This window comes from Flagellimonas lutimaris (assembly GCF_051494225.1).
GTDB classification, from domain to species: Bacteria; Bacteroidota; Bacteroidia; order Flavobacteriales; family Flavobacteriaceae; genus Flagellimonas; species Flagellimonas lutimaris_A.
Genome location: NZ_JBNPYE010000012.1, coordinates 21115 through 36089 on the forward strand (window position 1 = coordinate 21115; position 14975 = coordinate 36089).

9 protein-coding genes and 1 pseudogene are annotated in these 14975 nt (G+C 39.2%); 8 read left to right on the forward strand and 2 right to left on the reverse strand.

Going from position 1 to position 14975, the window contains the following annotated elements:
* Positions 1–87: 87 nt before the first annotated feature.
* From ACQQ5U_RS17445 to ACQQ5U_RS17460, 4 genes are read left to right on the forward strand one after another with little or no spacing between them, the layout of a single operon-like run.
* Positions 88–1479, forward strand: coding sequence for an FAD-containing oxidoreductase (locus ACQQ5U_RS17445; RefSeq protein WP_437399502.1), 1392 nt, complete (start codon positions 88–90; stop codon positions 1477–1479).
* A gap of 6 nt (positions 1480–1485) precedes the next feature.
* Positions 1486–1767, forward strand: coding sequence for a DUF427 domain-containing protein (locus ACQQ5U_RS17450; protein WP_437399504.1), 282 nt, complete (start codon positions 1486–1488; stop codon positions 1765–1767).
* A complete protein-coding gene (egtB, locus tag ACQQ5U_RS17455; RefSeq protein WP_437399506.1) occupies positions 1767–2915 on the forward strand; it encodes an ergothioneine biosynthesis protein EgtB in 1149 nt (382 codons plus the stop codon). The genes ACQQ5U_RS17450 and egtB overlap by 1 nt, the downstream gene beginning before the upstream one ends.
* A 6-nt stretch (positions 2916–2921) precedes the next feature.
* On the forward strand, positions 2922–3863 hold the full coding sequence (locus tag ACQQ5U_RS17460; RefSeq protein ID WP_437399508.1) for an L-histidine N(alpha)-methyltransferase: 942 nt from the start codon (positions 2922–2924) through the stop codon (positions 3861–3863).
* A gap of 671 nt (positions 3864–4534) precedes the next feature.
* Here ACQQ5U_RS17460 and ACQQ5U_RS17465 read toward each other — a convergent pair.
* Entirely contained in the window at positions 4535–5452 is a 918-nt protein-coding gene (locus ACQQ5U_RS17465; RefSeq protein WP_437399510.1) for a LysR family transcriptional regulator, read from the reverse strand.
* Between the two features lie 71 nt (positions 5453–5523).
* Between ACQQ5U_RS17465 and ACQQ5U_RS17470 the strand changes: the two genes are divergently transcribed.
* A complete protein-coding gene (locus tag ACQQ5U_RS17470; RefSeq protein WP_437399511.1) occupies positions 5524–6111 on the forward strand; it encodes an NAD(P)H-dependent oxidoreductase in 588 nt (195 codons plus the stop codon).
* A gap of 187 nt (positions 6112–6298) precedes the next feature.
* Entirely contained in the window at positions 6299–6706 is a 408-nt protein-coding gene (locus ACQQ5U_RS17475) for a RidA family protein (RefSeq protein WP_437399513.1), read from the forward strand.
* A gap of 146 nt (positions 6707–6852) precedes the next feature.
* On the opposite strand, the pseudogene ACQQ5U_RS17480 reads toward ACQQ5U_RS17475, so the two are convergent.
* Positions 6853–7008: pseudogene (locus tag ACQQ5U_RS17480) on the reverse strand (site-specific integrase); the annotation flags it as partial.
* A gap of 443 nt (positions 7009–7451) precedes the next feature.
* On the opposite strand from ACQQ5U_RS17480, the gene ACQQ5U_RS17485 reads away from it, so the two are divergent.
* Both ACQQ5U_RS17485 and ACQQ5U_RS17490 read left to right on the forward strand, forming a co-directional pair.
* Complete coding sequence (locus ACQQ5U_RS17485) at positions 7452–11627, forward strand: hybrid sensor histidine kinase/response regulator transcription factor (protein ID WP_437399515.1); 4176 nt, start codon at positions 7452–7454, stop codon at positions 11625–11627.
* 274 nt (positions 11628–11901) lie between these two features.
* On the forward strand, positions 11902–14958 hold the full coding sequence (locus ACQQ5U_RS17490; protein ID WP_437399517.1) for a SusC/RagA family TonB-linked outer membrane protein: 3057 nt from the start codon (positions 11902–11904) through the stop codon (positions 14956–14958).
* The last annotated feature ends 17 nt before the right edge of the window (positions 14959–14975 follow it).

The following is a 14975-nucleotide window of genomic DNA, read 5'->3' on the forward strand; positions in this document are numbered from 1 at the left end:
CATAAAAAACGACACAATCTTGTAGATATCACAACTAAATGCCCTCAGAAACAAAATGCTTTGTTTGGGATAACATTAAAAGAGTAAATGATGAACAGCAATGAAATTAAGACCTTTGATGCTATTATAATCGGCTCAGGGCAAGCAGGGACCCCTTTGGTTTTCAAACTAGCTTCTCAGGGTCAAAAAGTAGCTTTTATTGAAAAGGAGCATTTCGGAGGAACCTGCCTGAATGTAGGTTGCACACCCACAAAAACCTATGTGGCCAGTGCTAGACGTATGTGGGATGCACAGCACGGCGAAGAATTAGGGATTGAAATCCCAGTTGGAGCCAAAGCCAATCTTCAGAAAATTAAAGCAAGAAAAGATGTATTGATAAAAAAATCTGTGGACGGTATTGCTCAAGGTGTGGAAAAAAATGAAAACATTACCTTTTTTAAAGGTGAAGCCCGTTTTGAAGACAAAAAAATCGTTGCGGTAAACAACGAACTATTGACTGCTGATGAAATTTATATCAATGTTGGCGGTAGTGCATTTGTTCCCAATGGATACGAAGACATTCCCTATCTTACAAATCAAAGTATTCTGGAATTGGAGGAATTGCCAGAACATTTAGTGGTAATCGGTGGAAGTTATATCGGTTTGGAATTTGGTCAAATGTTTGCCCGCTTGGGCTCCAAAGTCACTATTATTGAACAGGGAAACTCAATTATCGGTAGGGAAGATGAAGAAACCAGCCAAACCATTCAGCAAATCATGGAAGAAGAGGATGTGGATTTCAGGCTAGGGGCCGAATGTCTTGCTGCCAATAAAAATGGGAATGGAGGCATTTCTGCCCGTATTAATTGTTCCAAGGACGGAATGATAGAAATTAAAGGAAGCCACCTTTTGTTGGCCGTTGGAAGACGTCCGAACACGTCAAATTTACAACTCGAAAAAACAGGTGTAAAAACAAACGATAGGGGATTCATAGAAGTGAATGATTACTTGGAAACCAACGTGAAAGGTATTTATGCTTTGGGAGATTGCAATGGAAAAGGATCATTTACACACACTGCTTACAATGACTACGAAATTATTGCAGAAAATAAATTTGAAGGAAAAAATCGTAAGGTTTCGGATAGAATTACCACCTATGGGCTTTATGTAGATCCGCCCCTTGGCAGAGTAGGTATCACCAAAAAGGAAGCATTGCAAAAAGGGTTGGATGTGCTGATTGGCCATCGTCCGTTCAGTAGAATTGCTCGCGCCAAAGAAAAAGGGGAAACCAAAGGTTATATGAGTGTAGTGGTGGATGCAAAAACCAAAAAAATATTAGGTGCCACTGTGCTTGGTATAGGTGGAGATGAAATCATAAGTGGTATTATAAACATCATGAACGCGGACAAGAGTTATGAAGTAATAAGGGACTCCGTACAACCACACCCCACCGTTTCGGAACTTATTCCTACGATGCTGGAATCACTAACAAGAGTATAAAACATTATGAAAGCCATTTGGAACAATCAAATTGTCGCAGAGAGCGCTGACACAATTCTTATAGAAAACAATCATTATTTTCCTCCTGAAAGTATCCATTCGGAATATTTTAAGGATAGCGATACGAGCACCTCCTGCCACTGGAAAGGTACGGCCGAGTACAAAACACTCGTCGTGGATGGGGCGGTCAACGAGGATGCGGTGTGGTACTACCCAGAACCCTCGGCATTGGCAAAAGGAATCAAGGACTACTTTGCTTTTTGGAAAGGCGTAAAAATTGAAGAATAATGCAACTTTTAAAACGGTTTTTAAAAACTCGACTGGAAACAGAGACCATTTGCAGTCCATTAAAAACGGAAGATTACGTGGTGCAGCCCATTACCGATGTGTCTCCGCCAAAGTGGCATTTGGCACATGCCACATGGTTTTTTGAGCAGTTTATTTTGGTAAAATATGACGAAAACTATGAGGTGTTCCATCCAGATTTCGCCTATTTGTTCAATAGCTATTACAACAATATGGGGGAAAGAACAATTCGGCAAGATCGCGGCTTAATGACCCGCCCCAGCGTTTCTGAAATTTATGAATATCGGAAATACGTCACTGCAGCCATCAAAAAAGTATTGGAAAACAAACCTGTTGCTGAAGTGTTGCACTTAGTAGAAATAGGTGTCAATCACGAACAGCAACATCAAGAATTATTGGCGTACGATATCAAATATATTTTAGGAACACAACCCACATTTCCCAGCATTGGAAAATATTTCACCTTAGAGGAAGAAAGTCAAAGTCACCAATGGCTCTCCTTTGAGGAAGGCGTATATGAAATTGGCCATCAAGGAAATGGTTTTTGTTTTGACAATGAATTACCTGTGCATAAAGTCTATGTGCAAGACTTCGACATCAGTAACAAGCTGGTGACCATTGGCGAATTTTTAGAATTTATGGAAGATGGCGGATATGATAACTTCAACTATTGGCATGATGAGGGTTGGCATTTTATTCAGAATAATGGCATTAAACACCCACTTTATTGGCATTTCAAGGATGGAGAATGGCAGCATTACCATTTTAATGGCTTGGAAAGGCTAAATCCCAACCTCCCCCTTTCACATGTTTCTATGTACGAAGCCTATGCCTTCGCCAATTGGAAAGGAATGCGATTACCTACCGAGTTTGAATGGGAAGTTGCAGCTCAGAAATTACGTTGGGGCCAACTCTGGGAATGGACAAATTCGGCCTACCTGCCATACCCGGGCTTTACCCAGGCGGAAGGTGCACTTGGGGAGTACAATGGCAAATTCATGCTCAACCAAATGGTATTGCGTGGCGCTTCGGTCGCCACTCCAAAAGGTCACCAGAGAGATACGTACCGTAATTTTTTTCACGCTTCCAGCAGATGGATTTTCTCTGGAATAAGACTTGCAAAAAAGTAATACAAAATGCAGGAATTTTTTGACCACGTAAAAAAGGGACTCGGTAAATCACCAAAAAAAATTGCTTCTCGTTATTTTTATGACTCCAAAGGAGATGCTCTTTTTCAAAGAATAATGCAATTGGAGGAATACTATCTTCCACGTTGCGAAATGGAGATTATTGAAAACAAAAGTGAGCAAATAGGACAAGATATTTCAGCAGTCCATTCCAATTTGCAAATTGTAGAGCTGGGTGCTGGCGATGGTACAAAAACCAAACATCTGATTAAACAGTTTAAGCCACATTTTGATTCACTGGAGTATGTTGCCATGGATATTTCCGATAACGCATTGTCCATTAACAAAGAAGAAATAAAAAGCGAGGCCGAACAGGTAAGGTATAAAGGTATAGCAGGTAATTATTTTGATACCTACAAAAGCTTGCCATCAACACCAGATGGAAGATTGGTGCTTTTTTTAGGAGCCAACATTGGTAATTACCCTACACCGGATGCCATTGGTTTTTTTAGGTTTATTCAATCAAAGCTAAAAACAGAAGATTATTTTTTAGTTGCTTTCGACCTTGTCAAGCACCCTAGAAAAATCCTGGCCGCTTATGATGACTGTGAAGGCATAACCAAACAGTTCAATCTTAATTTGTTGGAAAGAATGAACAGGGAATTGGGAGCTAATTTTAACATTCAACAATTTGATCATTTTCCCTTTTACGATCCATTGACGGGTATTGCTTCCAGTCAAATTGTAAGTTTGAAAAAGCAAACGGTAGAATTTTCTGATGGTTTCTCAGTTTGTTTTGATGTTTTTGAAGCTGTTCATACCGAAGTTTCCAAGAAGTTTTTTTGGAGCGATATAGAGGAAATTGCCAATAAGTCAAATATGGATATTGCTCAAACTTATTTTAATGCCAACAAAGGGTACACCTTTGTTTTGTTCCGGCCTAGAGGATAGTGCAATTGTCCAATCGATTTTCGTTGACTTCCATATCAGGGGAACCCTTGTTGTTAATCCACTAGTTCCATAACCATTTTTCGCCCACCTAGATTAATTTCCTGTTTCAATATTTTACGTGATTTTTGGTCTATATAATATGTGCGATGTACCACGCCATTTCATAAGTTTCTTCCTTGATCAAGCTTTTGTCGACAGGATGGCTATCGAGGGTCAAGATTGGATTTTGACCTTGAGCCTATACGGATGTTGCCAATACAATTGATAAAAAATAAAATAGTTTTTTCATATGTCGATTCAATTTGATTTTGTCCATTAGTATCGTTGGTACTTATTTATTACATTTTTTTTTGTTAAACTATTTATAAAGATTTGTACCCAAAATACAGCTGTGTTTTTATAAAAACAGTATTTCTGAGCCCCTAATCTGAACGGAGGAATTATTTAGGAGATGCCATTAAGGTCTATCCCATTTGTCTTTATTGAAAAAGACTGGACCAATGTCATGTGAAGAAAAAAATATCATGGGAAGGGCGATATTCTTATTGGAAACGATAAAGAGATAGTGAAAAAATGTCAACACGATACCCAGAGTAAAAATTGGTAATGGTACCTTATGCCATTGTTGTCGTTGACCCGGCCAATAAAGTCAAGTTATGAGTCTGCAATTCTCATAGAATTTTTCCTAAAACCAAATCCTCAATCTGTTCAATTTCATTTTGTAATTTGTTTTGCTGCTTAACGGCAAAGCAAAAAGTGTTAAATAGAAGTTCTTTACCTTCCCAAATTAGTTTAAGTTCTTTTTTTTGCAGTGCTTCCTTACACAGAAAATCTGGCACTAGAGCAACACCTTTATTAGCTTTTAGGCAACGGATAATAGAAATAATATTAGGTACTAAATAATTGGGCTTGTACAATTGTTTTTTCTTGAAATTTTGATGCCAAAACTTTTTGGAATAACCTATAACATTACTTGAACCATACCAAACTTGGGTTTTTAATTCCTGTTCTAAACCATCAAAATTTTCATCCTCAATATAAGCCTCCATCACCGAAGTATCGGTAGATGGATTAGCTACAAGCAATATTTGTTCTTTAAAAAATGGGGTGTAAACCAATAAAGGGTTTTCTATCTGTTCAGGAGTAATGACCAAATCCAATATCCCCTCATTTAATTCCTTTAACATCTGCGGATATTCACCAAAGTGTGCAATAATATCAAACTCCAATTGGCCAATATGAGGTTCAAAAAAAGTTTGAAAAACTTCCGAGCACATCCCTATACTTAATGTTTTTCTTTTATTGGTTTTACTTGTTCTAAAATAGTGTTCTGTATATTCAAGTTTTTTCAGCGCATCTATAATATAGTCGTATAAAATGATGGCACGCTCTGTAGGAACCATTTTTCTGGAAGTGCGCTCAAATAGCTTATAACCCACATAAGCTTCCAAATTACTAATGTGCAAACTCACACCTGGTTGCGAGGAAAACAGCACTTCGGAAGCACTGGTCAAGTTACCCTCCTCATAGACCGCTTTAAATGTTCTGTACCATTCTAAATTTATCATTGTATTATAATTATAATACAAATGTATTAATTGTATTATTTATATAATACATGTATCGCAGATATCTTTGCATTATAATAAATGTAAAGTATATGAAAAACATATTAATAATTAATGGCTGGCACGAATTTGCCATCTCAAAAGGAACATTCAATAAATCGCTGTTCAATAGTTCAAAAGCTCATTTTTCAGATGCGGAAAAATATAAAGTCCAAACTACTGAAATAAATAATGGTTACAATGAATTGACCGAAGTGGAAAAATTTATTTGGGCAGATATAATTATTTACCATACGCCTATTTGGTGGTTTGCAGTACCCTTTAATTTTAAAAAGTATTTGGATGAAGTCCTAACGGCCGGATATGGTAATGGTATGTGGACAAGTGATGGTAGAAACCCGAACAATCCAGAGATCAACTATGGTACGGGTGGTCTATTACACGGTAAGCAATATGTAATAACAACAAGTTGGAATGCGCCACAAGGAGCATTTACCATTCCTGGTGAACTCTTTGATCAGACAAGTGTAGATAATGGTCCTCTTTCGGGCTTTCACGGTATGAATAGATATTTAGGCATAAAACTACATACCTCCCTTCAGTTTCATGATGTCGAAAAAAATGCTGATACAGCAAAACAGTTAGCTGATTATAGCCAATTCTTAAAAGACAATTTTTGAGATGGCCAGAATAAGAAAACGCACAGTTTCAAACCTTTCAAAGGTTTATTTCATCGCTATTATCATGATGTTATTGACAAGTTGCAAGGAAGGTAATTCAAAAGATAACGCTTTGGACTATACAAATGAAAAATTAAGCACCTCACAGGCAAGTACCAAACATTTAAAAAACAATAAAATAAATCCTATGACAACAGTAAAACAAATAAAAATCAATCCTGACCCGTACAAACCATTTAATCTGGCCCAAGGTTATAAGGTAGGCAATATACTCTACATTTCTGGTCAGGCAGCATATAACGAGAATGGTGATTTAATTGGAAAAGATAATTTCGATTTACAAGCTGAACAGACGTTTGCCAACCTTAAAAGAGTATTGGAAGCCGGTGGGTCAAGTCTTAAAAATGTTATTAAAGTAACTATTTTCCTAAAGGATATGGGGAATTTTGATAAGATAGTAGCCTTAAGGGAAAAGTATTTCGAAGCACCTTATCCTGCGGATACAATTGTAGAAATCAGCTCATTATATTCACCCGATGCGTTGATTGAAATTGAAGCAATAGCTATTGAAAACAATACTGTGTTTTCAGAATAAGCTAAAATAATTCATCCTCTAGCCAAAACACAAAGGTTGTTTCGATAGCATTTAACCAGGTTTTGGCCTAGAGGGTGAATTATTTTCAGGTACAATTGTTGTTTGTCTTAAATAGCGGGTTTTCGTTGCTTAGGCTGTTGGTTTTTTCAACTTGTTTCTAAGAAAAAAGCCTGCATATTCTCACTTACCTTTTTCTTCAATACCCTAGCAGATATTTGAGTAGTGATCAATTTGCTATGGCCGAGCATTTTTGATACTGCCTCAATGAGAGCACCATTTGATAATGTTACGGTAGTGTCAAAGAGTGCTATTTGGGCCAATGTAAGTGGCTTTTCGTTTATTTCCGGTAAATTGGGCCATGGTATAATTTCTAATTCAATTGTCCATTACAATCCTTTTTGGATACAAAATGTGATTAGTTGTAATATAATTTGATTTCAATGCTACTAAACACCGGAATTATCAAATACCTCAATTATGTGCTACGATGACAAAGCTCAGCTTGAATCCTAGCTGAAAAGACCCATGGCACAACAGTATTAAATATAGCCTAGGCACGAAACTTCAAAAAAAACTAAAGGATTAAGTCTTATTACCGTCAAAACTTTAGAATTGAGTACTTATGTCCATATTGCCATAAAGGATTCAAGGGGCAAGATTAATCTGAAACGCAATGCCTGGTTGAAGGAACGATTTGATAACAAGGGGAGATTACAAAGGCATAAATATTTTATACTTTTATTCCATGAGGAGCAGTAAACATATTATAGTACTAATCGTGATGGTCCTCGGCCTGTACTGCTGCCCAAATCTTTACGGTTGCTTACTTTTTCAGCAATCCTCAGCGGCAACACATACTGCAGTCTCCGAATCTGATTATGGAATAGAACAGTTGGACAACACCTCTGGGATTTCCCATAGTTCTGTAAATACCGTTTTTCAAGATTCCAATAATCTTCTTTGGTTGGGGACTTGGGACGGGCTCAATCGTTATGATGGTCGTACCTTCAAGGTTTTTAGGCCAGAGCTCAACAATGATAGTTCCTTGAGCAATCAAGTGATATTGAAGGTGGCCGAGGATAAACAGGGAAACATATGGGTGTTGACCTTGCACGGGATAAATCGTTATGATAAACATTCGGGTAATTTCAACCGTTTTTATTTTTCAAATAAGAACAAGGCGGCACTGACCGATACCGAGTTCAATATGGCCCTTTCACCGGGCAAGAAACTTTTTGCCTATGCCAAAGAGTGGGGGATTGGGGTGTTTGACGGTACATCTTTTCAGAAAATTTGGGAAGATCCATTATTGGAGTCACCAATCATTCAGATGAAGTTTTTGGCGGAAAGCAAACTCCTTATTTTGGATGCCTCTGGTCAATTTTCAATCCTTCAACTTCAGGAAGAAGCTGGACTGATCAGGGCTGTAGGTCATTCCATGCTCCTGGACGATGTGCTCGATTTTGAAATTTTGGACAATCAAAATATACTTTTGATCGATCCGGAAGAATCTCCTTCCATATTTTCGATGGACAATGGAAACCTTCAAAAGCTTGGTATTGGTAAACCAACCTCAATTATTGGCAATTTAGAGGAGGGAGTGGTCATATCTACAGGTCTCGAGCATTATTTGATTACCATAGATAAAAAGCTGTCCAACCCCAAATGGTTGGACACTTTAAAGGGAAACAAACTAACTTCCCTTTTTCATGGAGCCGAAGGAATTTATTGGGCAGCCACTGATGGGGAAGGGGTGTTTAAGGTTTACCCAAAAAGTAAATCCTTTTATGGCGTATCAAGTGGGCAATTACCTGAGTTCGAAGGTACCATCGTTCGTTCATTTCTTCAAATACCAGGACACTCCCTTTGGGTGGGTACCAAAGGTAAGGGTGTATTTCGTTTTTCTCCCGATCTATTGGATACAGAACAAGGTAAATTTGATTTCCAGAACTTAAACCAAGACAACAGTTCAATCAATAATGCGGTGTATTCCCTTCTAGTTACCAAGGACAGTCTATTGGTCATGGGAACAGATGGACCGGGTGTTTCATTGTTTGATCTAAAAAAGGATAGGTTAATAGCTTGGGAAGATGTGGAAGGTGTTCCCGAACAGACCCGATTCAAGTCCGTATATACATTATATCAGGATAAAGATGGGGTTATATGGGCAGGTACAAGCGGTTACGGACTTGTTAGGCTTAAAATTAATCGGACCGAAAATGGTGCTACTTTGGAAAGTTTCGACCAATATATCGGAAATCGTGGGACAAAGGGAGAAATTAGCAGCAATATTATCTTCTCGATCATTCCAAGGGATCATCATACGTTATGGATCGGAACACGCTTGGGAGGCTTGAATCTTTTCGATAAAAATAAGGGCACTTTTGAGGTATATAGGCATGAGGAGGGAAATTCAAAAAGTCTCTCGAACAATGACATATTGTGCATGCATATGACCAGTAACGGTAATCTTTGGATAGGTACAAGTTTTGGTCTCAATGTGTACAAAGGAGAAGATACTTTTACTCATTATACGGTGGAGGAGGGTTTACCCAGTAATACAATACACGGAATCACTTCGGATAAAAAAGGCAACCTATGGATAAGTACCAACTATGGATTGTCCAAATGGGATATCGGGGAAGAGGTTTTTTATAACTACACCAAGGAAGAAGGGCTTCAGGACAATGAGTTCGGCGACGGTGCTGCCTATTCGGGTGCAGATTATATTTTTATGGGAGGGCGTAAAGGGTTTAACTATTTCATTCCCGAGCAAATAAATGTTTTGGACCAGGTGCCAAACCTATTTATTAATAGGATCATCGGACAGGATGGAAGTGAACCTTACTATAGGAATTTGGTGATAAGTCCGGAAGAGAGCACCACCCCTCTTATACAACTAAAGCATGATCAAAATTTTCTTAATGTTGAATTTTCCGCCCTAACTTTTATAAATAATAAGAAGTGTAGCTATGCTTATCAATTAAAGCGGTTTGATTCAGAATGGAAACAGATTGGGACACGCACGAATCTTTCTTTTACCAATATCCCACCTGGAAAGTATTCTTTATGGCTCAAGTGGACCAATGGTGATGGGGTGTGGAGTGATCCAGTAGAAGCGGCACAATTTCAGATTGCACCGATTTTTTGGCGGTCAGGTGTTGCATGGACCCTTTACATAATGCTTTTTATCCTCTTTGTACTTTTTGTAATGGGCTACTATCAGAAAAAACAATCCTTGCGGCGTAGTATTCTTATAAGGAAGGAAGAAGAGAAATCGCATGAAAACAGGTTGGATTTCTTTACCAATGTTGCCCATGAACTCCAGACCCCTTTGACATTAATGGTTGCGCCCATCCAAAGACTCGGGGAAACAATGCAATTCGACAACAAGACAAGAAAGTATTTTGATATGGTGAAGAAGAACACTTCGAGGCTACTTTTTCTGACCCATCAGATTTTGGAATTTCGAAAGGCGGAGGATGGTCATTTAAATATTAAGAAGGAATATTTCGATCTGGTCAATTTAATCGAACAAATAGCGGAACTATTTGATGAACTTGCCCTTAAAAAGAACATCGATTATAGTGTCGAACTTCCCAAAAGCCTTATGGGATGGTTTGATAAGGACTTGTTGGAGAAGATTGTTTTCAATCTACTTTCCAATGCCTTTAAATACACCCCTGTCAATGGCAATATCAAATTGGATATAAAAATAGCGGAACTTAAGGGCCAAAAAAGCCTTGAACTCAATATTGCCAATTCTGGTGATGGAATTCCCAAGGAAAAACTAAAACAGATTTTTGAAAAATTCTACTTGCTGGAGCAAGATAAGGAAGTAGGGGCCAATATGTTCAGAACTGGAATCGGGCTTGCATATACAAAAAAATTGGTGCAGCTTTTGGAAGGGAATATTGCAGTCGCAAGTAAACTGGGAAAAGTAACCACTTTTTGTGTCGAACTTCCTTGTCATAACATGGGTGTCAATCCAGCAAAAACCATAGCCAAATCCTTCACGATATCCCCTCAACTTAAAGACATTGCCGACCAAGGAAAAGAGGACAAAACTGTAGGGGTCCTAGATAAGAAGTTGGATACATTGGATCAATATAGCGGTATGGGCAACAAATACATTCTTTTGGTAGAAGATGATCCGGAGGTGCAAGATCTTTTGGAAGAACTACTGGGTGATAAGTATTACTTGCGTATGGCGTCCCACGGAGGAGAGGCCCTCAAAGAACTCAAGAACAGGGAACCGGATTTGATTATAAGTGATGTGATGATGCCTATCATGAACGGTGTAGAGCTCTGTAAACGGGTAAAAGGAAACCTAGACACTTGTCATGTTCCATTTATTATGCTTACGGCCAAAGACTCCATAAAGAATAAGCTGGAAGGAATTGATAGCGGTGCAAACGATTATATCTCAAAACCCTTTCACCCAGATTACCTTTTACTTAGGATTCAAAAGCTCTTGGAAGAAAGGGAACATATTCAAAAGCACTTTTCACAGGGTGCGCCCTTTGAAAATTTAGTGGGGCTTGCCACAGAAGATGAGGATCGTGTGTTTATCGAAAAACTTATCGCTCTGATTCAGGACAATCTGAACAATGAAAACCTCCAAAGTAGTTTTTTGGAAAAAGAACTGGGCATTAGTACTTCCAAACTCTATAGGAAGACCAAGGAATTAATGGGCTTTTCCCCTGGAGACCTTATTAGAACAATGCGTCTGCGCCATGCTTCCCAGCTCTTGCAAAAATCTAATTTAACCGTATCCGAAGTATGTTTTCGCTCTGGCTTTAACAATAGGTCCTACTTTCATAGGGAATTCAAAAAATTATATCACAAAACGCCCAAAGATTATCAGTTGTTCCACAAGAAAAGTGTAGAAGGGGATATAACCCTTGGAACACCTTCGTAATAATCTTTAAAGTTCCTCTTATCCCTCTAGTAACAAAGTCAATTTTCTTATGTAAAGACTTTGTTTAATCAACTTTTCTGTAGTATCGATACATCATCTTTATTCCTTTTATGTAATTGAAATAGAATGAGTTAAAAGGAGGTGTACACTTTTGGAAGAATTGTGCACACCCTTGTACAGGACCGTACATATATTTGAGAAGGATGATAATTTCACAAATTACCACCAGCTTAAATGCACATTAACAAATTCAAACAAACTAATATTGCGAAAAATGAAATCTAAACTGATTTTAAAAGTAATGACCATCACGCTCTTCTTGATTGTGGGGATGGTTAGCGCACATGCCCAAAAGGATATTACCGGTTATGTGTCAGATGGAAAAGTTCCCATACCAGGAGCCAGTATTGTTGTAAAAGGAACCTCAAAAGGGACCGCGACCGATTTTGACGGAAACTTCTCTCTGGAGAACGTAGGTTCAAACGATGTGCTGGTAATCAGCAGCATCGGTTTTGTCCCCCAAGAAGTATCTGTTGGGAACAATAGTTTTATCGAAATTACCCTTGTGGAGGACACCCAAAAACTTGGTGAGGTGGTCCTGGTGGGTTATACTACCAAAAAGAAGTCAGATCTTACAGGGGCCGTGGCCGTTGTGGATGTTGAGAAATTGGAAAAAACTAGGGTGCCCAATGTGTCCCAGGCACTACAAGGACAAGTTGCGGGAGTACAAGTTACCGCAAGTACCGGAGCTCCCGGTGATCCGGTAGAGATTCGAATCCGAGGAGAAGGTACCATAGGAAACAATAATCCCTTATACGTTGTGGACGGAATTCCTTCACGCGATATTTCTTTCATGAACCAAGCGGATATCAAATCGATCACGGTGTTAAAGGATGCGGCTGCAGCTTCCATTTATGGTTCTCGGGCCTCAGGAGGTGTTGTTCTGATTACCACTAAGCAAGGAGCAAAAGGAAAAATGTCTTTTAACGTTGACTACTTCAATGGTTTTAATAAGGCTGTAAACCTGCCAAATTTGTTAAATGCAGATCAGTATATCAATACCTTGGAAACGGCATGGAACAATACCTATACAGGAGACAATCCATACACTGCGGATCGTGGTCGTTCCGATTTTGCCGACACCGATTGGTTGGATGAACTTTTTGAGACCGGACGTTCACAAAACTTACAATTGACTACAAGTGGTGGCAATGAAAAATTACAGTACTTAATGTCTCTGGGCTATTATGGTCAAGATGGTATTGTGGTGTATGATAATGACAAATACCAAAGAATCAATTATCGTACGAACATCAGTGCTGATTTGAACGATCGTTTAAAAGTAGGCACCAACGTACAGCTTTCTTATGACAAACGAAATCTAGTGGCCTCCAAAGGGGAAAGCTTAATTCGCTTTGCGCTTCTACGAGCGCCTGTAATTCCAGTTTATAAGGATGTGAACGACCCTACCTATTCAGAAAGGGACCCTTTCACCGATTTGCCCTTCTTTACCAATACAGGATACGACGTTGGTTTACAACGAAGTATGTATGAATTGGTAGGCAATCCAATAGCCAGGGCTTACTTTACGGACCATACCGAAAAATCGTATAGAACGTTTGGCAACGTGTTTGGGGAATATCGTTTTTTAAAGGATAAGAACTTGACCTTTAGAACCAATGTCGGGGTTGATCTTGCTTTCTTTCACAACAAGATATTCAATGAAAACTATGGAGATGACGACGGAGGTGGCAACGCCATTGATGCCGGCCAAGGAAGACAGAATCGACCCAACAACTTAAATGAATCAAGGGGAGAGACATTCACCTTGACAATTAACAATACACTTAACTACCAGACCTTGTTGAAAGAAAAACACAGTCTGAGCGCTTTGCTGGGTATGGAATATATTACCAACTATGATTCCTCGATTGGTGCCAGTAGGACCAGGTTTCCATATACCAACGATGAGTTCCGTTATCTGGATTATGGGGGTACGGCACTCGATCTATATAATAGCGGCTCGGCATCTGAGTGGGCTCTTTTCTCCTATTTTGGATCAGCTTCCTATTCTTATGATAGTAAGTACCTGATTACGGCCAATCTTAGGGCAGATGCTTCCTCAAGGTTTGCCGAGAACAACCAATGGGGATATTTCCCTTCCGTATCGGCAGGTTGGAAAATTTCCGACGAAACATTCCTTACCGATGTGGATTGGCTGTCAAACTTAAAGCTAAGGGCAAGTTGGGGTATTCTTGGAAACCAAGAAATTGACAACTACACCTATCTTACGCTCATCAGTCAAGAAAACGGTCTTGTCAAGACCAACCGTTTCGGGAATCCAGATTTAAAATGGGAAAGTTCCGAACAGGTCAATGTGGGGGTTGATGCTGCATTTTTTCAGAACAAATTGAACTTTACGGTAGAGTACTTTAACAAGAATACCAGTGATATCCTATTGCCCATAAGCCTTCCCTCCGTGGTAGGCAATGTGGAACCGACCATCCTCAATGCAGGGGAAGTGCGAAACAAGGGATTTGAATTTTCGATCAACTATCAGAATTCCGAAAGGGAGTTCAAGTATAGTGTCAATGCCAACTTGGCCACACTGGACAACGAAGTGGAGAAATTACATCCAAACCTGCCGAATATTGTGGGCGAGGTATCACGTACCACTGTTGGTCGTTCCTTGAATGCCTATTATGGATATCAGATGGAGGGCATTTATCAGAATCAGGCTGAAATTGACCAACATCTTAGCGGTACGACCAACCCTTCTGTTAAGCCTGGCGACATTAGGTTCAAAGACCTTAACGGCGATGGGATTATCAGTGCTGATAATGATCGTGGATTCATAGGATCGCCCATACCGGACCTAACCTTCGGACTGTCCTTTACTTCATCCTACAAAGGATGGGATTTTTCATACCTGTTCCAAGGGGTAGAAGGAGTAGATCGTTATAACGATGGAAAGAAAATAGTTGATTTTGATACGCGCCCCTTCAACTATACTACGGCCATATTAGGTGCATGGAACGGTGAAAATAGTTCCAACAGCATTCCCAGGGTGGCCTTTGAAGATAATGGGAGTAGTAAGATATCCAGCATTTTCGTTGAAGATGCATCTTATATTAGGCTCAAGAACATAGAACTTGGGTATACCCTGAAAGAAATCAAGGGTATTAACAGCCTTAGGCTCTATTTGTCCGGTCAGAACCTTTGGACGATTACTGATTATACCGGACTTGACCCGGAGACGACAGATTTGATAGATAAGGGTACATATCCGAGCTCTGCTTCAGTTTTGTTTGGCGTAAATGCAAAATTCTAACCACTAAAGAAATCAAA